The sequence below is a fragment of the Brachybacterium fresconis genome (genome assembly GCF_017876515.1).
GTDB classification, from domain to species: Bacteria; Actinomycetota; Actinomycetes; order Actinomycetales; family Dermabacteraceae; genus Brachybacterium; species Brachybacterium fresconis.
Genome location: NZ_JAGIOC010000001.1, coordinates 2,090,788 through 2,110,989 on the forward strand (window position 1 = coordinate 2,090,788; position 20,202 = coordinate 2,110,989).

Genomic DNA, 20,202 nt, shown 5'->3' on the forward strand with positions numbered 1-20,202 from the left:
GCGGTCGTGCAGTCGTGCGATTCGAGTGCGACGTCCGGAACGTCTCAGCTGGGTCGAAGGGTTCCGGACGTCGCACTCTGCGGGTGGAAGGGGACTTCCCGGCGGCGGGCCGAATGCTGAGCGGCGGGCCGCTCATCGAGAACGACGTTCGGAACGGATTGACCGACGCAATGTGTTCGGAACGTCGTTCTCGATGGGTGCGCAGCACCGGATCGGGCGGGGTGGGTCAGCGGCGCATCAGGCGGTGACGCAGACCGAGCGCTCCCAGCCCGGCGAGGGTGAGGAACCCGATCACCGCGGCGAGGGGGCCGACGTCGGCGCCGGTGCGGGCGAGGCCCGCCGGGGTCTCGCCCGCCGTGGTCCCGTCCGTGGAGGCGCCGCCCGTGGTGTCGTCGACGGCCGGGGTGACGGTGCCATCGTCCTGGGGAACGTTGCCCTGGTCACCACCCTGAGCGCTGTCCTCGCCCTGGCCGTCACTGCCCTCGTCGTCGCCACCCTGAGCGCTGTCCTCGCCCTGGTCGTCACTACCCTCGTCGTCGCCACCCTGAGCGCTGTCCTCGCCCTGGCCGTCACTGCCCTGGTCGTCACCGCCCTGAGCGCTGTCGTCGCCCTGGTCGTCACCGCCCTCGTCGTCGCCACCCTGAGCGCTGTCGTCGCCGCTGTCACCGCCGTCACTCGGCGGCGGAGTGGCGTCCTCGCCGTCATCCGTGGCGCAGCCGTCGGGCGCTCCGCCGGAGGTCCAGGTGAAGGAAGGGATGTCGAAGGTGATGTCGGTGCCGGTGTCCGGGATCGCGGTGATGCTCAGCGGCACCTCGGTGCCCTCGGGCACGCACAGCCAGTCCGTCAGCGTCACGTCACCATAGGCGCGCCCCAGGTCCTCGACCATCTCGTAGGGCGCCTCGAAGCTGCCGTACTCGCCGGCGTCGACGACGACGGTCTCGATCCGGGGAGCGCCGAGGCTCAGGGACTCGAGGCCACCGATGCGCAGCACCGGGTCACGGTCCACCCCCGCCGCGGAGTCGTACTCGCCGGCGTCGAGGATCTGCAGGTCCAGCTGGCGCTGCGAGTAGTCGGGCTCGAGGTTCTGATGCGCATCGAGGTACTGGACGAAGGCGTCGCGGTCCAGCACGCCGGAGTCGCTGACGTCGGCGGCCTCGGAGAGGGTCCACATGTTGTCGCCGCCCTCGAAGAGGAAGCTGGCGGTCACGATGGTGTAGGTGCCCTCGAGGTCGATCGGCTCGTCGTCGATCCGGACCGAGGTGATGTGCTCGTCCATCCCGGCGGTCGAGTCGAAGGTGTACTCGACGTTGTTCGAGACGCTGAAGGCGAGGAACTCGCTGGTGGGTGCTCCGGACTCGTCACGCTGCCACTGCTCCTCGAGCATCTGGACGAACTGGGCGCCGGTGACCTCGCCGGTGTTCAAGGTGTTGCCGAAGGGAACCATGGTGTTGGCCTCGGCGTAGGTGACCACACCGTCGCCGTCGGCGCCGGCCGCGTCGTACCAGAGCTCGGCGCGGATGCCGCCGGGGTTCATCCAGCCGATCACCTCGTGGTCCTGTTCGGCTCCCTTGTTCTCCAGCCACCACGTCATGGAGTCGGCGAGCATGTCGCCGGCGGCGGAGTGGCGGGAGCGGTCATCGCCCTTGGTGTTGGCCTGGTCGGTGACCGGGGCCTGGGTCCGGCGGATGCCGTCCTCGTCGTATGCGGCGACGGTGGAGTCCCAGGAGGTGGTGATGTCGTCGGCGATGGTGCCGACCTCGACGGAGCCCTCCTCCTTCGCGTTCTCGACCGCTTCGGCGACGACGGTGGAGGCCTTCTCATAGGTGTCGTTGCCCGCGCAGGTGGCGGGGTCGGTGTTCTCGGTGGGAATCAGCTCGGTGCCGCTGTCGACCACGTCCCAGTCGTCGTCCCCGAGCTGCAGGGTGACCGAACCGAGGTTCGCGCCGCTGGAGCCGGTCTGGACGATCGGACGGACCTCGCCGTCCTGGCCGGGAACGGGGGCGTCGTAGGCGTAGGTCTGGTGGGAGTCGCCGTTGAAGATCGCGTCGACCTCGGCCGACGTCTCCGTGACGATCTTGTCGAAGATCGGGTCGGAGTTGGCGGGGGCCTCGCCCGGGGCCGCGTTGCCGGAAGCGCCCTCGTGGTACGAGGCGACGATGACGTCGTACTCCTCTCCGGAGCCCTCGAGCTGCTCGACGGCGGCGTTGACGGAATCGACCGGATCGCGGATCTCGAGCCCTTCGATCATGGCGGGGCTGACCTTGCCGTAGGTCTTCGTGGTCACGGCGCCGATCACGGCGACGTTCACGTCTCCTGCGTCGACGATCGTGTACGGCGTCTGGGCGTGATCGTCGGTGCCCTCGTGGAAGACGTTCGCGGCGATGTAGGGGAAGTCGGCGCTCTCGGAGATGCGGCCGTTGAGGTCGTCCTGGCCCTGGTCGTACTCGTGGTTGCCGATCGCGCTCGCGTCCACGCCGAGGGCGTTCAGGAAGTCGAGGGTCGGCTCGTCGTTCGCGACTGCGGAGACGAAGGCGCTGCCGCCGACGTTGTCCCCGGCGGACAGCAGGGCGGAATTCTCGTGCTCACCCTGCTCGGTCACGACGGTGCAGGCGAAGGCGTCGCCGGCATCGAGCGCACCATGGAAGTCGTTGAAGGTCAGCAGGGTGACCTCGTCGCCCGCTTCGGCGGCGACAGCGGCGCCGAGCGGCATGACGGCCGAGGCGGCCACCAGGGCGGCGGCGCCGAGACCCACGGACGCGCCGCGCGCAAGACGGCGTGCAGGGATGTCGAGCATGAGGAGGGCTCCTGAGGAGGGAGAGGAGGGGATGGCGGTGTGCTGCGGCTATCTCAGTCCATGCGGACCAGGACACGCCCAGGTTTCCCCGACCTGGCCGACACCTGTCATCGAATGTTCACCCTCCGGCTCGATTCGCGCTCCCGCCGTGATCGGACTGCAACAGCGGCTTTGCCGCCGCTTGACCCGGCACCTCGGCGGGCCCGCCGTCACCGACCTCCCCGCGCCTCGGCGCAGAGGGGGCGCCGCCCCGTCAGCGCCAGCGCCAGCGCCGCCCCGTCGGCGCCAGCGTCGCCCCGTCAGCGTCGCTCGGTCGGCGTCGCTCGGTTGGCGTCGGTGCCGGCGCCACCTGTCGGCGTCGGCGTCGGCGTCGGCGTCGGCGTCGGCGTCGGACCATCCCGCATCCAGCGACCTGGACCACCGGTGACCGCTTACCAGGTGTGACGCCACACCAGGTGCACCGACCATCCGGTTCCCCCACCCGTCGGAAATGAGTAGCATCGATGAGGACTTCGGACGGCCCGCCATCCCTGCGCCCGTCTCCGGCTCCGAGCCCGACCGATCTCGGGTTCGCCATCCCGGGTCGCACCCGGCACCGCCCGCAGCCCACCGCTCCTCACCCATCTCCCGCCGACGCCGGCACCCGCTCAGGGATGCCATGAGCATCCCGCGGGGAGGCCGACCACCGTCACTCCAAGGAGTCAGTCCCCATGGTCCTGCCGTTCCTCACCCCGCGCCCCACCGTCCCCGCGAAGGACGGCGCGAGCTGGCCGCACGTGATCATCCTGGGAGGCGGCTTCGCCGGTGCCCATGCCGTGGGCGCCCTGCGCGACGCCCGCGTGCGCGTCACCCTGATCGACCGCAATGTCTACAAGACGTTCCAGCCGCTGCTGTACCAGGTCGCCACCGCCGGACTGAACCCGGGCGACGTCACCATGTTCCTGCGCGGGCTGTCGCTGAAGGTCCCGAACATGCGCTACCGCCAGGGCGAGATCGAGGGCGTCGAGCCCGAGCGCAAGGTGGTCCGCCTCAACGAGGGGCAGAAGGGCGTCCAGGAGCTGACCTACGACTACCTCATCGTCGCCAACGGTGCGACGACCACCTACTTCGGCACCCCCGGCGCCGAGGAGCACGCGATGCCGATGTACACGCGCTCGCAGGCGCTGGCCATCCGCGACCGCGTCTTCTCCGAGCTGGAGCGCTCCACCCGCGAGGACGCGCCCATCCACGACAAGCTCAACGTGTGCATCGTCGGCGGCGGGCCGACGGGAGTCGAGATCGCCGGGGCGCTGGCGGACTTCCGCATGCAGGAGCTCGACATCCTCTACCCCGAGATGGACCCGGGGACCCTGCAGGTCACGGTGCTGAACCGCGGCGATGAGCTGATCAAGGAGTTCTCGCCGGAGTTCCGCCAGTACGCCGCGGACGAGCTGGAGGATCGCGGCGTGAGGCTGCGGCTGGGCCACGGCGTGAAGTCCGTCGGCTACGACCATGTGGTCCTCGACGACGACACGGTCCTCGAATCCGACATCACCATCTGGGCCGCGGGCGTCGCCATCCCCACGTCGGTCAAGGAATGGGGGCTTCCGCAGGACAAGCGCGGCCGCCTCGCGGTCGACGATTACCTGCAGGTCAAGGGCTTCCCGGGCGTATACGCCGCGGGCGACATCGCCAGCCAGGACGACCCCCTCCCCCAGCTCGCGCAGCCCGCGATCCAGACCGGCCAGGCGGCGGCGAAGAACATCGCCGCGGAGGTCGCCGGCAAGTCGCGCAAGAAGTTCTCCTACACGAACCTGGGCACCATGGCCACGATCGGCCGCCACGCCGCGATCGCGGAGATCCCCGTGATCGGCGGGCTGACCGGATCCCTCGGCTGGTCGGCCTGGCTGGGCGTGCACATCGTCAAGATGATCGGCCACCGCAACCAGCGCGCCGTCGCGATGAACCTGATCTCGCTGTACGGCGGCACCCGCGCCACCCACCAGCCCAATCCCGTCGTCGGCGAGGTGGATTCCCTGCGCGCGGCCCGGATCTTCGAGGCACAGGCCCCGCACCGCTACTTCGGCAAGGGCGCCCTCGCGGGCACGCCCCACACTCGCGAAGCGGCTCAGGAAGCCCCGGGCGCCCGCGACGTCTCCGACCCGATCAAGGACTGACAGGCGGGGCGGCGGCTGGGCAGCACCTGTCGTAACGCGCCGCGTCGGGAGTCCCGTCAGCCCTGCCGCGGATCGGGTTCCGCCGGCCCTGTCGAGCATCGCGAGTTGCCAGCCCTGCCCAGCATCGAGTTGCCAGCCCTCTGCCGAGCATCGAGTGTCGACAGCCCTGCCGCGGATCGGGTTCTGCCGGCCCTGTCGAGCATCGAGAGCGTCGTTCTGGGCGCCTCGGCCGACGTCGAGGCGCCCAGAATGACACTCTCGGCTGGCCGGTCCGGCCCCGTCACCGGGAATTGCGGATGAGTGCGATGAGCTGGTCGGCGTCCGCACGCAGCGGAGGCATGATGATCGTGCCCGTCGAGGTGCGCTGCCCGGCCGGCGCCCCGTCGTCGCTGCTCCGAGCGCCCGGACCTGTCGACCCGCCTGCTCCCGGCTCCGCCGACCGTGACGTTCGGGGCGCTTCGGCCCCCTCATTGCGCACCGAATGCAACGGTCGAGCGACCTCCGGCGGTCCTTCGGCATGCGAGACGCCGCCTGCGGCCGATGGGGCAGCACCACCAGCACCAGCACCAGCACCAGCACCAGCACCAGCAGCACCACCAGCACCAGCACCAGCACCAGCACCAGCACCAGGCTGCCCCACCCCCGGCAGCGGCGCGGCGTACAGCGCGGCCGTGTAGGCGGAGGAGATGCGGGCGGCGGTCTCGCGGTGCTCGGGCGTGACGTCGAGCTCGCCCTCGGCGATCTGGTCGAGCAGGTCCTCCAGCGCACGGGCCGGGGGCATGGTGTCGTCGAGCGCGAGGTGCTGCGGCGGGGTGCCCCAGGCCCCCGTCCACCCGAGCACGCGGATCACCCGGGCGCGCACGGTCAGCTCACCGGTCAGCTCCGACCAGGCCAGCTCACCCGCGCGCCGGCGGTCCCGTTCCGCCATGATCGCGCCGGCGCCCCCGGAGCCTCCCGAGTCCCCGCCGACCCAGCTGGCGGCGCCACCGGCACCCCCGCCGTCCACCAGGGCGTTCCAGCGCTGCTCGCGCAGGTGCACGCGATGGCGGCGGAGCAGCAGCACGGCTGCGGCGCCGGCCGCCGCGATGAGCACCCCGATGGCCAGGCCCCCGTACAGCCCGCTCTCGACGCGCTCGACGGTCTGCGGATCGGCGGCCAGCCCCCCGCCGTCCGAGGTGCCGGCGTCGGTGGTGTCCTCGGGGTCCTCCTCGGTGGTGGAGTCCTCGCTGGTCGACTCCGGGGAGGTCTCCTCCGCGGTCGGCTCCGCGCTGGTGGCCTCGGGGCTCTGCTCCGCCTCGTTGCCGCCGTCCTCCTGCGTGATGCCGGGAGCGCTGACCCCGTTGGCGGCGGCCGCGGGCGTCGGCTCGAACCGCACCCAGCCGTGCTCGGGACCGAACCACACCTCCGGCCAGGCGTGGGCGTTCTTGGAGCTGACGGACCATCCCGCCCCCTGCTGGTCGCCGGGGGTGAAGCCGATGGCCACGCGCGTGGGATAGCCCTGCGCGGTCATCATCAGCGCGAAGGTGGAGGCGAACTGCTCGCAGTAGCCGATGCGGTCGGAGAGGAACGATTCCAGCGGGTCCTCCCCCGGCGGGGAGTTCACGGTCAGCGAGTAGGCGAAGGAGGAGCGGAAGTACTCCTGATAGGCGACGGCGGTGTCGAAGGCGTTGTCGGCCCCGGCGTCCTCGGCGACCTGGGCGGCGAGGTCCTGGGCGATCTGCGGCACCTCTTCACGAGAGGTGTAGCCGGCCTCGAAGGGCTGCTCGAACGCGGCGGGGTCCACGCGGCGCAGCTCGTCGGCGGTAGCGGGGTTCTGCTCGGACAGGATCGTGTAGTCCAGGCCGGTCAGCGGCACGTTGGTGCGGCCGACGGCGATCGCCCCGTTGGAGGGCTGCAGGGCCAGGGCACGGCTGATGCGCGGCTCGGAGGTGTCGATCCCGCGGATGTTGTCGGGCACGGGCAGGCGGTCCCCGCCGAGGCTCTCGACGGAGAACTCGGTGCGGATGAGGTTCCCGGAGGAGGGGTCGACGGCGTTGCCGTCATCGCGGGCGTCGGAGAAGGAGGCCTCCCCCAGCGCCAGGTCCTCGCCGGCGGTGTCGTTGCGGTAGGTCTCGCCGTCGAAGGTGTTCAGGGTGCGCAGGCGCAGGTAGGAGGGCTCCGTGGCGGTGGTGGTGTAGCGGAGCACCTCGATGTCGTCCTGCTGCAGCAGGGAGCGGCGCACGGAGACGTCGTCGTCGATCATGACCGGGCCCAGCTGCGGCATGTCGCGGTTCTGCCAGCGGTTGATCACGTCCATGTCGAGGGCGACCTGGGTGGGGGCGAGCTGCGGCAGCGCCAGCCCCAGCGGCATGGCGAGCACGGCCACCAGCAGCAGGGAGGCGACGGCACCGCCCGCGGTGCGCAGCGGCCGGGGCAGGGGGCCCGCCTGCGGCCGGCGGTCGCCCGCGATGTAGACGGGATCGGCATGGACGGTGCGGGTGGCCAGGATCATCAGCCCCGCCGCCAGCGGACCGACCACCGTCCACCAGGGGCCGCCGGAGGGCTGCTGCAGGGCGGGGATCAGGATCGTCCCCATCAGGGCGAGTCCGGTCGGGGTGTGCCAGCCGAGGTCGATGAACACCAGATCGAGCACCAGGGCACCGAGCGCGAGCAGAGCGACGACGAGCACGGTCCCGCGAGCGCCGAGGGTCAGCGGCGCCATCCCCGAGGCCAGCTCGCTGAGCGCGCCGGGGAAGATCACCGACTGCTGGGCGAGCATCGCGAGCGGTCCGTCGCCGATGGTGAGCAGACCCTGGGCGGTCTCGACCACGAGCACCAGCACTGCGACCAGCACCAGCTGCAGCAGCGGCACCAGCATCTGACGGTTCACGAGGTGGCGCAGCACCAGGCCGCCGATGACCACCGGCGTCGCGGCGGTGAGGGTGAGGAGGAACCAGGAGGTGCCGGCCAGCAGGATGGACAGCGGCCCGGAGGCCAGCAGGATCGCCAGCAGCAGCAGCAGGGAGCGGCCGATGAGGGCATTGCCTCCCAGGGCGGGCCGGCCCATCAGGGGGCTCATGTCCACTCCTCCGCGTCGGCGGCGGAGAGCAGCTCGTCCAGGGTGTCGGCGGTGGTGCCGCGCACGAGCGTCCAGCTGCCCAGCTGCGAGCGGGTGGGGCCGACGGGCTCCTCGGCGGAGGCCCTGTCGCCGGCGGCGGAGGCCCCATCGCCGCCCGCGGAGGCCCCATCGCCGGCGGTGGCGGTGCGGTCGCCGGCAGTGGCGGTGCGGTCACCTGCCGCGGCCGCCCCCTCATCTGCGGTGCCGCCGACGGACTGCCCGGTCCGTGCCCGGGCGGCGGCGAGGTGGGCGGCATGCTCCTCGTGGGCGCGGCCGAAGTCGTCGCCGTCGGCGGGGCCGATGCGTCGTGCCCGACGCGGGCGGCGTGCGTCCTCGTCCTCGACCACCGGGCGCAGAGCGATGGCGGTGCGGTGGGCGGCGCGGCCGGCGAAACGGTCCAGCTCGAGCCCGGCGAAGGGCTCGCCGTGGTCGGGGCCCAGGGCGATCGCGAGCGCGGTCTGCCCGGCGGCGTGGTCGATGCCGATGCCGGTGGCGGCCACGTCGTCGTCGAAGTCGACGTCGGCGAGCGCGAGCAGGGAGGCGCGCTGCTGGACGGCGTCGGCCTCACTGCCCAGAGGGGAGGGGCCGGGGATGCCGCGGCGGCGTCCGCTGCGGGTGATCTCGTCGCCCCCGGCGTCCACGATGCGCACGTCCCAGCCGTTCAGGCCCAGGCTCTCCAGCACGGTGGCGGCGTGGGAGACCAGACGATCCTCGACATCCCCGTCGGCCTCGCCGATCTCCTCGTCGGCGCCGCCGCGGCGGGTGGTGTCCAGGACGATCACGGCGCTGTGCCCGGCGGAGGGCTCCTCCTCGCGGGTCATCAGCTGACCGGTGCGGGCGCTCGCGCGCCAGTTGATGCGGCGGACGTCGTCGCCGGCGACATAGGGGCGGGCGATGGGTCCGATCTCGCCGACCCCGGCGGAGACCGCGGACCCCATCGCACCGTCCCGGGTGATGCCGGTGGCGCGCTCCGAGGCGGGGGCGAGCTCGGCGATCACGGGCAGGCCGGTCAGGCGCAGGCCGTCATCGACGGTGCGGCGCAGGTGGAACAGACCGAACACGTCGCGCACGACGAGGCTGTAGGGGCCCAGCTGATGGCCGCCGCGGCGGCGGACCCGCAGCACGTGCGGCATCCGGCGCGACAGCGGCAGATCGCCCTGGCCGCCGAGCGGCTCGGGCAGGTGCTCGCGCACGGCGCCGCGGGCCAGCGGCAGGACGGTCAGCCACGGGGTGCCCACCAGCTCGAGCTGGATGCGGGCGACGGCGCCGACGGGCACGGCGTCGTCGATCACCTGGCGGCGGGCACGCAGCCCGATGCCGGCCAGGCCGATCCCGATCGCGCCGACCAGCAGGGCCAGCAGCAGCCCGGCGGCGAGGTAGCGGGCGGGCAGCACCCGGGTGAGGTCCGCGGCGACCCAGCACAGCAGGGCCAGGACGAGCACGACGATGCCGCGTGCCGTGGGCCGCAGGACCGTCCCGGGTGGCGGGGTCACGTCTGCGAGGTGCTCCGCAGCACCTGGTCGACCAGCTCGCCCGAGCTGGCGCCGCGCGAGAGGGCCTGCGGGGTCAGATGCATGCGGTGGCGCCACACCGGCATGATCACGGCGCTGATGTCCTCGGGGGCGACGAAGGTGCGGCCGACGAGAGCGGCGTGCGCCTTGGCGGCCCGCACCAGGTGCACGGCGGCGCGGGGCGAGGCTCCGAGGGTGACCTGCGGGTGGGTGCGGGTGGCGTCGGCCAGGCGCACCACGTAGTCGAGGATCAGCGGCGAGGCGTGGACCCGTCGGACGGCGCGCACGTGGGCGGCTATCCGCTCCGGGGTGGTGCGGGTGGAGACGGCGTCGAGGATCTCGCGGTCCCCGGCGCGGACGGGCCCGGCCTGGGCGGCGAGCATCCGGGCCTCGGCCGGCGCCACGGGGTAGCCCATGGAGGTCTGGGCGAGGAAGCGGTCGCGCTGCGCCTCGGGCAGGCGGTAGGTGCCCTCCATCTCGACGGGGTTGGCCGTGGCGACGACCATGAACGGCTCGGCCAGCTCGTAGGTCGCGCCGTCGACGCTGACCTGCCGCTCCTCCATCGCCTCGAGCAGGGCGGACTGGGTCTTCGGGGAGGCGCGGTTGATCTCGTCGGCCAGCAGGATCTGGGTGAACACGGCGCCGGGACGGAACTCGAACTCGCTGGTGGCCTGGTTGAAGATGCTGGCGCCGGTGACGTCGCCGGGCAGCAGGTCCGGGGTGAACTGGATGCGGTGGCGATCGGCTCCGAGGGTCGCGGCCAGGGACTTGGCCAGCATGGTCTTGCCGACGCCGGGGATGTCCTCGATGAGCAGATGGCCGCCGGCCAGCAGCACCAGCAGGGAGATCTGGGCGACCTCGCTCTTGCCCTCGACGATGGTGGCGATCTCGTCGATGACCTCCTGCGCCTCGGTCGCGATCTCCTCGGCCTCGGCCTCGGTGAGGGTCGCGAACGCGGCGGCCGGGGGCTCGGTGCGGGTGGGGGAATCAGCGGCGACGGCGACCGGTGCCTCGTCCTTGCTCATGGATGCTCCTTCACGTCGACGCCGATCAAGGCGGATTCACCAAAAGTTTGCCCGGTCGTGTAATGCATTTGGGCGCACCGCTCTGGGACCTCCCCTTAGAGTATGACGGTCGTCTGTGTCTTCCGAGGAGAGTTCCTGTGACCCGCAGTGCCCGTTCGGCCATCACCGGTATCGGTGCTGGTCTGGTGCTGGTCGCCTCCTGCACGCTCGGGGGATCGGCAGCCCTGGCCGCGCCCTCCGCAGGCGACATGGGACCGATGGCGCCCCCGGACGTGTGTGACACCGTGCACGCCACCGCGACCTCCGAGGTGGAGGTCGAGCAGGAGGCGACGATCCAGGCCGACTGCTTCGAGCCCGGCACCACGGTCACCATCCAGGTCATCCCGCTCGAGGGACAGGGTCCCGGAGGAACGATCGAGGCGCAGGTGCGCGACGACACCAGCATTCCTGAGCAGACCTATGAACCGGAGGCGGCGGGAGAGTTCAACGTCGCTGTCAAGGGCGTCCAGTACTCCACGGGCAAGACCGTCCAGGCGACGGCCAGCTTCACCGCCACCGATACCACCGAGGGCGACGGCGGGGATTCCGGTGGCGCCGGCGACGGCGGGGATTCCGGTGGCGCCGGCGACGGCGGAGATTCCGGTGGCACCGGCGACGGCGGCACGGGCGAGAACGGCGGTTCCGATGAGGGCACCGGCCAGAATGACAATCCTGCCCCATCCGATGGCGGGGGCGACGATGAACAGTCCGCCCCGTCCGACGGCGGCGGCGACGACAAGGAACTGCCCGAAGGCAGCGAGCAGCCCGCCCCCTCCGATGGCGGCGGCGACAAGGAGCCGTCCGGGGACAACGAGCAGCCCGTCCTCTCTGATGGCGGCGGAGAAGGGACAAGCGACGGCGTCGGCGACCAGGAGGCCGAGGGCGACGGCTCGAACGACCAGGGGAACGGCGACGTCACCGGCGATTCCGGCAACAGCGACGAGAACGCCGACAACGGATCGACCGGCCAGGACGCCGACGGCACGGCAGGCAGCACGGGACAGGACGGCACCGGGGGCGAGAACGCCGGCCAGGACGACGCCTCATCCCCGACGCCGGGCCAGGACGCCCCCGGTGCGGACGACGATCCCGCTCCGACGGCCGACGGCGAGCGCCCCGCCGGCCCCGAGGGCTCAGACGCCCCTGAACCGGCTGAATCCCCGGCGGATCTGACCACTTCCCAGCAGAACACCCTCTCCGAGGTGCTCCGCATGGGCGAGGCCCTGAGCGAGGCCGGCACGGCCGGTGCCGAGAACTCCTCCGACGCCAGCACCGACTCCTCCGACGACGGTGGCGACGATCTCGCCGAGACCGGCAGCGAGAGCAGCATCCCAGCCGCCCTGACGATCCTCGCGCTCGGGGCGGGGGCCCTCGCGATCGGGCTCAGCCGCCGCCTCCGCCGCTGAGCACCGGCCACCCTGGCCCCGGGGCCGCTTGGCCACGCTGGCCCCTGGCCTGGCCCTGGCCCCTGACCCCTGATCGAGGTCGTCATTGTGGGCGCCTCCGGGGCCAGGGATACGCCCACAATGACGCTCTCGATCCAGGAACCGCGCGGGCCGGACGGAGCGGATCGCTCAGCCCGAGGTCAGTGGAACGCCCAGCTCAGGCTCGTCGGCTCGCTCAGCCCGGGCCCGGCGGAACGCCCAGCTCAGGCTCGTCGGCTCGCTCAGCCCGGGCCCGGCGGAACGCCCAGCTCAGGCTCGTCGGCTCGCTCAGCCCGGGCCCGGCGGAACGCCCAGCTCAGGCTCGTCCGAACGCTCAGCTCGGGCCCGGCGGCTCGCTCAGCTCAGGCTCGTCGGCTCAGGCTGCTCATCGGCTCACGCTCGTCGGCTGCGGGCGGTCTGCATCGCCAACAGCAGGGCGATCACCAGCGCCCCGACCACCAGGGAGAGGCCGCCGACCGCGACCGCGCCGCTGACCCCGACCAGGGCGCCGAGCCCGGCCAGGGTGATGCCGTTGCCGGTGCGCATGCCGCTGGCGATCATGCCGTAGACCCCGACCACGCGTCCGCGCTGGTGCTCCGGGGCGCGCAGCTGGACGATGGCCTGGCCCACCGAGGTGGCTGCGAGGTTCGCGACGCCGCCGATCACCAGGGCCGCCACGGCGATCGCGTAGTGCGTGGTGGTGGCGACGATCAGGCTGGTCAGCCCGAACATCACGGCGGCGACCACGGCAGCGCGGACGTCGGCCTTGATGATCCCGGTGGCCTCGAGCAGGAATCCGCCGAGCAAGCCGCCGATGCCGTTGGCGAACAGCAGCAGCCCGTAGCCGAGGCCGCCCTCCTCCCCCGCACCGAGGGTGTCGGCGAAGTTCGGCATCGACACCGTCAGCGACGAGCCGACGCACACCGCGATCAGTCCGGCCAGCACGATCATCGCCACCAGCACCTTGTCGCCGCCGACGGTGCGCAGCACCTTCGACGTGTCCAGGATCGAGACCCGATCGCGCAGCGTGGAGCCGCTGCCGGTGTGCCCGGTGAACGGGGTGCGGATCATGAGCAGGGTCATCGGCAGGTAGAACAGCACGTTGGCGAAGATCCCCCCGGTGGTCCCCAGCACCAGCATCAGCGCCGAGCCCACGACGGGCCCGGCCAGCACGCCGAGGCTCTTGAAGGTCGCGTTGAGCCGGACGGCGCTGGGCAGTTCGCGGGGTTCGGCGAAGTCGTGGAGCATGAGCTGCTCGGCCGGTCCCCACAGCGCGCCGGCGCAGCCGTGCAGCACCAGCAGCACGCAGGCGCTCCACATCTCCAGCGTGCCGGTGAGGAACAGAGCACCCCAGGCCAGGGACACGAATGCGAACAGGCCCTGGGCGATCTGGATGATGCGTCGGCAGTCGTACTTCTCGGCGAGACCGCCGAACAGCACCGACAGCAGCAGGAACGGCAGCCAGTGGCTGATCACCTGGAAGCCGACCAGCCAGGGCGAGTGGAAGGTCTGCCACAGCACCCAGTAGGTGATGACGTGCTCGATGTTGTCGCCCATCATCGACAGCCCCGCGGTCATCAGATACGGGCGGGAATGCTTGTCGCGCAGGGGGCCGAAGCGTCGGGGGCGCAGCGTGGTGGTCATCCGCCCCTGTCCTCGACTCGTGGGAGCCGCTCCGGGCTCGCGGGCCGGTAAGCGCCGTCCCGCCGTCCTACGGTAGCCCGCGGGACGGGCTTCGGCACGTCCCGGCCGACAGGTGAGAGCGCTGCGAGGGCCCGCAGGAGAGCCGTCCGTGGATCGTCGGGGTCTGCGGTCACCGATGCCGCGTCGCCGCACCGCCCGCACGCCTCGCCCTGCGCCGCAGCACGGTGCCGGCCAGCAGGAGCGTCGCGGCGGCGACCGCAATCATCGCGCCAGCCATCGCACCGGTTCGAGCGAGCTCTCCGGGAGTCCCGGCGGTGCTCCCGTCCCGCGCATGATCACCCGAGCCGTCACCATCGGGGGCATCCGCGGAGCTTCCGCCGTCGGGTCCCTGACCGTCGGGACTCTGACCGTCGGGACCCTGACCGTCGGGACCCTGACCGTCGGGCGGCCCGTCCGGCCCGGTGGACAGCTCGTCCCCGGCCCCGACCGCATGGACGAGCACGCGGCCGTCCGCTCCGGAGAGGTCCGCCTCGCTCGCCGCCGCAGTGAGGGTGACCTGCACCCGGAGCCACCGCTCCTCGTCGCTCGGCATCGTCGTCAGCGCCCGGGTCCCCTCCGTTTCGGCGAGGCTGTCGAGGCCCTCTGCCGCCAGGAGCTCGTGCGCATCGGACGGGCACCGGTCCCCGACCCACGGCGTGGAGCACCCGGACACCGACACCGTCAGGGCGTCGTCGACCTCCGCGAGGTCGCCGCCCCCGGTGATCCCGAGCCGGATCTGCCCGGGATCGGGGGCCTCCGCCCAGACGCCGACGGTCCAGACGACACTCTGGCCGGGGGCGAGGTTCCGCATCTGCTCGGTGTCGCCCTCGGTCTGCATCCGCAGGTGCTCGCCGGTGATGAGCGTCGACTCCGCATGGCCGGGGCCGGGTGCGCCGAGCATCAGGGCTGCCGCGAGCGGGAGCAGGCCGATGCGCAGCACGGTCCGGCCCGAGGTGTCGTGCCCTGGTGCAGGACCCTCATCCTGGGGCGCGTCATCGTCGGGGGGTCCGTCCTCGGAGCGCCCGTCCTCGGACGGCCCATCGTGCGGCTGCTCGTCGTGCGGTTGCTCGTCGTCGGGAGGGACCTCGCGGGGCTCCTCGTCGTCCGCATCGGCCGGCCCGGATTCCTCGTCGTCGCGGGGCCAGAACGCCCAGACGACCAGCAGGCTCGCGCCGATCGTGAGGCCACCGAGCACGTAGGGGTCGCCGAGCCATTGGATGACCCGGGCCGCCCGGGGCACCGAGAAGATCACCCGCTGCACCTGCTGCGTGGTGTAGGGCTCGGGATCCACGGTGTCGTTGGCATCGCCGCGCATCTCGAACGTCACAGCCCCGGAGGACGCGTCGGCGTCATGGATCTCCACCACGCGGTGGGTCACCGGGAGCAGGTCCGTACCGCGATCCACGGTGACCACGTCGCCCACTTCCATCTCGGTCGCGGGGATCTCCCGGACGAGAGCGACCGATCCCGCCGGGATGGTGGGGCTCATCGACCCGGTGCGGAACATCATGAGGGAGACGTTGAACGCCCAGCTGAGGATCACGAGCACGATGCACACCGCCCCCGCGACGGCGAGGACGGTGAGCGCGAGATCTGCCAGCCGGCCGACGAGGCCTCGGCCGCCGGGTTCTGTGCGACGCACGCTCATCGCCCTCACCCGGTGACGGACGTGGCGTCCCACGTCCAGGTCTGCTCGGCGGTCTGTCCCTGCGCGGAGTTCGGGGCGTCCTCGGCCAACCGGACCTCGAAGCAGTACGCGACCATGCCTCCGGCGGCGCCGAGGGGTTGAGTGGCGACCGACTCCGTGGGGCCGGCCAGCGGCACCCAGGACTCCGGCGAGCCGACGACGAAGGCCGACGGATCCGCGAAGTCCCCCGGCTCGCAGCTCGGTCGCCCTCCGGCGACCGGATCCACGGTCACGACGCGGTGCTCCAGCGCGCCGGCCAGGTCCGCGCCACCGGTCGCGCCCTCCCCGGTCAGCGTCAGCTCACCGTCGACGGAGGTGTTCGGGGTGGTGCGGATCTGCACGGGGGCATGGACGACGGCTCCGGGATGCATCCCGGTGGCGTCGAAGGTCATCTGCCGGGTGTCGTTCCAGGCGCCGTCCACGCTCACCTCGATCGCGAATTCGCCGGCTTCGAACACGCCGCTGGTCTGCTCGGTGTCGGTCCACGCGGCGATGGTCGCCGAGGCGCCGATCCCGAAGGCGGGCCGAATGGTGGTGGTCGGCCGATCAGGAATCGAGAAGCCGTCCCGCCGACCCCCTCGTAAACTGGTCCCCTCATCCCGTCCGGCACGACCTGGAGGAGTGGACACCATGGCGACCACGAAGACCCCGACGACGATCACCGGCAGAGCGACGGCTCGTGCGGTCGGTGAGCGCCTGATCCTGCCGCTGCCCGCGGAGGCCAGTGCACAGCTGCCCTCCCGGGGCCAGGTCGCGATGGTCGGGTCGCTGGAGGATCACGAGACCGAGACCGTCCTGGAGCCCGACGGCCGCAAGGGCCACTGGATCTCGCTGGACGCTCAGCTCGCCGGCACTCTCGGTGCGGCCGACGGGACCAGCATCGCCTTCACTCTGACCACCGCGGCCACGTGGCCCGAGCCCGAGGTTCCCCAGGATCTAGGCACCGCGCTCGAGCAGGCGGACGACGTCGAGCACCAGTGGGACTCCATCACCCCGATGGCCCGCTGGGAATGGGTGCGCTGGGTCGGTGCCACGAAGAACGAGAGCACCCGCGCCAAGCGCGTGGATGTCTCGATCGACAAGCTCCGCAAGGGCAGCAAACGGCCCTGCTGCTTCGACCTGGCCTCCTGCACGGACCCGGAACTGGCCAAGAGCGGGAAGCTGATCGGGTTGGAGGGGGCCTACCCCCGGTTCGTGGACACGGGGGTGTTTACGCTGCGAGCGCTAGCTTAGCGGTGTAGGCGCGCTCGTAGGCGTTCGGGGACAGGTAGCGGCACCAGGAATGGCGGCGCTTGGTGTTGTAGCGGGTCAGCCAGCGGAACATCTTGCGGCGGGCGGTGAGCTCGTCGGTGAAGCACGCGGCGTCGCGGAGGACCTCGCGCTTCGTGGTCGCGTTGAACGATTCGGCCATCGCGTTGTCGGCGCTGGAGCCGACGGCTCCCATCGACTGGGTCACGCCGAGCCGCTGGCAGAGCTCGGCGTAGGCCTTGGAGGTGTAGACGGACCCGTGATCGCTGTGGAAGATCGCTCCTGCCAGAGATCCACGGGCCGCGGCGGCGGCCTTGAGCGCGTCGGCGACGAGGTCGGTGCGCATGTGATCGGCGATGGCCCAGCCCACCAGGCGGCGGCTGTAGCAGTCGATCACTGTGGCCAGATACAGGTTCCCGCCCCCGCCGGCCTCGGATAGCGGCAGGTAGGTGATGTCGCCGACGTAGCGCTGGTTCGGCGCCTCGGCGGTGAAATCCCGGCCCAGCAGGTCAGGAACGACCTGGTCGGCCGGCTCCGGCACCGTCGTGCGGTGCTTACGCTTCTTGACGTAGCCGCTGAGGCCGGCCTCTCGCATCACGCGAGCGACCCGCTTGTGGTTGACCCGGTCCTCGGGCGCGGCCGCGTCGTTGAGCTCTGCCGTGATCCGCGGGGCACCCTGTGCATCGTCCTTCGCGTGGATGATGCGGATCCGCTCCAGCAGCTCGCCATCGGAAGCGGCCCGCGCGGACCGAGCCGGGGCGCCTGTCTGCCAGGCGTAGTAGGAGGAACGCTCGATCTCGACGAGCTCGCACAGTCGCTTCACCGGGTAGGTGGTGGAGTGGTCGGCGACGAACTGGAAGCGACTCACCAGCGCGTCTCCCCGGCGAAATACTTCGCGGCCTTCTGGAGGATCTCCCGCTCCGTGGTGAGCTTCGTCGTCTCCGCTCTCAGCTGGGCGTTCTCCGCCTCCAGCCGGGCCACGCGCTGCTCGAGCGGCTCACTAGGATCCGACGTGGAAGCTGTCGGCGCGGACCGCAACGGGCTGTCGGTCAGCGTGCCGTCAGCCGCGGTCTTCTTTCCGGTCCCGTGGGTCTCCAGCCACTGCCGCAGCGTGCCCCGGACGATCCCGAGGTCCTCCGCGATACCGCGGACCGTCGCTCCCGGTGTCGATTCGTACAGGTCAACCGCCTGCTGGCGAAACTCTTCGGAGTAGTGCTTCCTGGCCATGGTTCATGATCTCGCTTCCCCAGCAAATGCTGGAATCAGCGTGTCCACGAACAAGGGTCAGGCCCCGAGTGAGGTCCGAGTGCCGTATCGCCCGGGGGACTACTCGTCAGGCGATGCGTTCCCAGCCGGCGGGATAGACCGCGGGCGAGTGGACGTTTGCATCGATGAGCGATCGGTACACCGCGCCATCGAAGGTGACTTCGTCGCCGATGTTGTAGGCGTCGTGCGCGCCTTGAGGCTGAACCCATTCCGGTGCGGTGGGGGCGAATTGGTCGGCCGCGGCAAAGTGCGTGGTGGTCTGGGTGGTGGTGGTGAAGGCCGCGTAGGCGGGGATGGTGAGGCCGACCAGCAGTGCGCTGGCGATCACGGCGGTGGCCCTGGCGCTCGCGGCCGGTGCGGTAGCCGTGCGCGACGTCGCAGTGCCCGGGCGCGACGGCACCGTGGGATCGTCGTCGGTGTCGTCGCTGCTCCCAGTTGGTATGCGGGCCAGGCCCAGCAGCGCGAGCAGGCCGAGCAGAGCCAGGGTAAGCGGGAAGAATCGACCGTGGGTGACCCAGACGGCGAGCTGGCCGACCCAGGGGATCCGTAGGGTGCCCACTCCGCGGACATGCTCGGTGGCGACCGGAGTGGAGTCGACGTCGTCATTGGCGTCTCCTCGCAGGATGAGGTCACCGGTATCGGTCGCGTGGTCGTAGCGGTGCAGGAGTGTGCGACCGTCCTGAACGGGGTCGTCGACCAAGAGCACGTGGCCGACGCGCAGCTGGTCGGTCGGGACCTGGCGGGTGACCACGACGTCTCCGGTCATGATGGCCGGCTCCATCGACCCGGTCATCACCACATTCGGCTGCCATCCCAGCGCCAGGGGCAGAACGCTCCAGGCGAGGAGGCAGACCAGGGTGATCAGCACCGTGCGTGCGCACCCCGCCAGCAGGTTGCGAACCACGACACGCACCGAGGTTGCGTTCACGGCGGGCTCCTTGCTGACGGGGGCGGACGAACGGGACGGGGTCAGTTCGAGGCGCTCTGGGCTTCCCAGATGAAGTCGACCCCCGCGGTGCCGCCCTGCGCGGAGTCCGGGGCCTCTGAGCTCAGGGTGTAGGTGAACTCGTAGGTGACCGACTCATCGCTGCCACCGGTGGCGGAGCCCAGATCGATGCCGCTGGCGTAGTCCGTGTGCGAGGACGAGAAGTCAGCCAGTGTGCCGGTGTAGACCGTGGAGGGCTCGGCGCCCGTTTCGGTCACTTCCAGCTGGATGTACTGGGCCAGATCGTTCGTCGTGGCGCTCTGGCTGCCGTAGAGCTTCGTGTTGGCATCAAGGGTGCCGCTGTAGGTCGTGGTGATGTCGTTCGTGCCGGTGTCGCCCGGGGCGAGAGCACTCGCGCTGAACATCGCCGCCCCGGCGTCGTCGTCGGTGATCTCGACCTTGCCGGCCTCCCAGTTGCTTCCGGGGTTGTCGGTGGTGTCGCTGAAGGCCGCGTAGGAGGCCTGCCAGATCAGCAGCGAGCTGAGCGCCAGACCGGCAGGGATGCTGCCCCACTTTGCGATCTGTGCCGTGCGAGAAGACGTCGAAGCCATGAAAAACCCCATCCAAGAAGTACCTGTTGGGCTCGGACCGCTCCGAGCCGGGCCCGTGTGCGTCCGTGGCCCTGGATGAAGCATCAACCATACCCGCTCGACAGTCAAGCTACTTGGCTACAAACTTTGGTAGAAGTCTGGAGACGTCGGACACACCGTCAGGTAACTCCATGTGAGACGCCTGCGAGGCGCGCGGGATGGTGCACAGCCCGGTAGTACAGTTCTCACATGCTTACCAATCAAGCGTCCGTCCCGGCAGGTCGGCATCGGCACTCGCAGGCGGTGGTCGCCTTGTGCCGGGTGGTCGAGGTGCAACGGCGCCGTGCGGCGGAGCAGCTCGGCATCAGCGAGACCGGCCTGGCCGCACTGGTGTTGATCTGCGCCGGTGACGGGATCAGTCCCAGCGATATCGCGACCGAACTCGACCTCACCTCGGGCAGCGTGTCTCCGATGCTCGATCAGCTCGCCGGCTCCGGCTACATCGAGCGGTCCCCCCATCCCCGCGATCGCCGTCGCCTGCTGATCAACGCCAAGCCCGGCGGCCACCACGCCCTGGCGTGGGCCACCGAGCAGATGGATCAGTACTTGCGCGACGTCACGGCAGGTATGTCCGAGCAGGACCATGACGCCATCGCACGATTCCTCAGCGCCGCCACCGAAGCACTCGACGGCTGAGCCTCCAAGAATGACACCGATCACTCTCGCGCCGGCGTCTCTGGCTTGATCGCACGTCCGT

General features: G+C 71.1%; 14 protein-coding genes. 4 read left to right on the forward strand and 10 right to left on the reverse strand.

The window, feature by feature from the left end; genetic code table 11:
- Window positions 1–226: 226 nt before the first annotated feature.
- A complete protein-coding gene (locus JOF44_RS09535; RefSeq protein ID WP_209890245.1) occupies window positions 227–2,794 on the reverse strand; it encodes a bifunctional metallophosphatase/5'-nucleotidase in 2,568 nt (855 codons plus the stop codon).
- 710 nt (window positions 2,795–3,504) lie between these two features.
- On the opposite strand from JOF44_RS09535, the gene JOF44_RS09540 reads away from it, so the two are divergent.
- On the forward strand, window positions 3,505–4,950 hold the full coding sequence (locus JOF44_RS09540) for an NAD(P)/FAD-dependent oxidoreductase (RefSeq protein ID WP_209890248.1): 1,446 nt from the start codon (window positions 3,505–3,507) through the stop codon (window positions 4,948–4,950).
- Between the two features lie 280 nt (window positions 4,951–5,230).
- Here the strand turns inward: JOF44_RS09540 and JOF44_RS09545 are convergent, their stop codons facing one another.
- Genes JOF44_RS09545 through JOF44_RS09555 form a run of 3 tightly spaced genes read right to left on the reverse strand, consistent with a single transcriptional unit; the run spans window position 5,231 to window position 10,583 of the window.
- Window positions 5,231–8,008 carry a transglutaminase TgpA family protein gene (locus JOF44_RS09545; protein WP_209890251.1) on the reverse strand — a complete coding sequence of 926 codons (2,778 nt, stop codon included), beginning with the start codon at window positions 8,006–8,008 and terminating at the stop codon, window positions 5,231–5,233.
- On the reverse strand, window positions 8,005–9,540 hold the full coding sequence (locus JOF44_RS20970; protein ID WP_342591740.1) for a DUF58 domain-containing protein: 1,536 nt from the start codon (window positions 9,538–9,540) through the stop codon (window positions 8,005–8,007). The genes JOF44_RS09545 and JOF44_RS20970 overlap by 4 nt, the downstream gene beginning before the upstream one ends.
- On the reverse strand, window positions 9,537–10,583 hold the full coding sequence (locus JOF44_RS09555; RefSeq protein WP_209890253.1) for an AAA family ATPase: 1,047 nt from the start codon (window positions 10,581–10,583) through the stop codon (window positions 9,537–9,539). The genes JOF44_RS20970 and JOF44_RS09555 overlap by 4 nt, the downstream gene beginning before the upstream one ends.
- A gap of 137 nt (window positions 10,584–10,720) precedes the next feature.
- Here JOF44_RS09555 and JOF44_RS09560 point away from each other — a divergent pair, with 137 nt between their 5' ends.
- Window positions 10,721–12,028 carry an ICP22 family protein gene (locus tag JOF44_RS09560; protein ID WP_209890256.1) on the forward strand — a complete coding sequence of 436 codons (1,308 nt, stop codon included), beginning with the start codon at window positions 10,721–10,723 and terminating at the stop codon, window positions 12,026–12,028.
- A gap of 411 nt (window positions 12,029–12,439) precedes the next feature.
- Here the strand turns inward: JOF44_RS09560 and JOF44_RS09565 are convergent, their stop codons facing one another.
- From JOF44_RS09565 to JOF44_RS09575, 3 genes are all read right to left on the reverse strand, one after another.
- On the reverse strand, window positions 12,440–13,690 hold the full coding sequence (locus JOF44_RS09565; protein WP_209890259.1) for an MFS transporter: 1,251 nt from the start codon (window positions 13,688–13,690) through the stop codon (window positions 12,440–12,442).
- A gap of 169 nt (window positions 13,691–13,859) precedes the next feature.
- Window positions 13,860–15,377 carry a signal peptidase I gene (locus JOF44_RS09570; RefSeq protein ID WP_209890262.1) on the reverse strand — a complete coding sequence of 506 codons (1,518 nt, stop codon included), beginning with the start codon at window positions 15,375–15,377 and terminating at the stop codon, window positions 13,860–13,862.
- Between the two features lie 5 nt (window positions 15,378–15,382).
- Window positions 15,383–16,045, reverse strand: coding sequence for a SipW-dependent-type signal peptide-containing protein (locus tag JOF44_RS09575; protein WP_209890265.1), 663 nt, complete (start codon window positions 16,043–16,045; stop codon window positions 15,383–15,385).
- Between the two features lies 1 nt (window position 16,046).
- On the opposite strand from JOF44_RS09575, the gene JOF44_RS09580 reads away from it, so the two are divergent.
- Window positions 16,047–16,649: a YdeI/OmpD-associated family protein gene (locus tag JOF44_RS09580; protein ID WP_209890268.1), complete on the forward strand. Its 603-nt coding sequence runs from the start codon at window positions 16,047–16,049 to the stop codon at window positions 16,647–16,649.
- On the opposite strand, the gene JOF44_RS09585 is transcribed toward JOF44_RS09580, so the two are convergent.
- The 3 genes from JOF44_RS09585 to JOF44_RS09595 form a co-directional block, all read right to left on the reverse strand.
- Window positions 16,627–17,891, reverse strand: a protein-coding gene (locus JOF44_RS09585) for an IS3 family transposase (RefSeq protein WP_377785327.1) whose coding sequence is annotated in 2 segments (ribosomal slippage) — window positions 16,627–17,549 and window positions 17,549–17,891 — 1,266 coding nt in all. Because the reading frame shifts where the segments join, the coding sequence is not laid out codon by codon here. The genes JOF44_RS09580 and JOF44_RS09585 overlap by 23 nt on opposite strands.
- A gap of 106 nt (window positions 17,892–17,997) precedes the next feature.
- Window positions 17,998–18,858 carry a signal peptidase I gene (locus tag JOF44_RS09590; protein WP_209890274.1) on the reverse strand — a complete coding sequence of 287 codons (861 nt, stop codon included), beginning with the start codon at window positions 18,856–18,858 and terminating at the stop codon, window positions 17,998–18,000.
- A 41-nt stretch (window positions 18,859–18,899) separates the two neighbouring features.
- Window positions 18,900–19,466, reverse strand: coding sequence for a TasA family protein (locus JOF44_RS09595; protein WP_209890276.1), 567 nt, complete (start codon window positions 19,464–19,466; stop codon window positions 18,900–18,902).
- A gap of 228 nt (window positions 19,467–19,694) precedes the next feature.
- Here JOF44_RS09595 and JOF44_RS09600 point away from each other — a divergent pair, with 228 nt between their 5' ends.
- Complete coding sequence (locus tag JOF44_RS09600; protein ID WP_209890279.1) at window positions 19,695–20,141, forward strand: MarR family winged helix-turn-helix transcriptional regulator; 447 nt, start codon at window positions 19,695–19,697, stop codon at window positions 20,139–20,141.
- The last annotated feature ends 61 nt before the right edge of the window (window positions 20,142–20,202 follow it).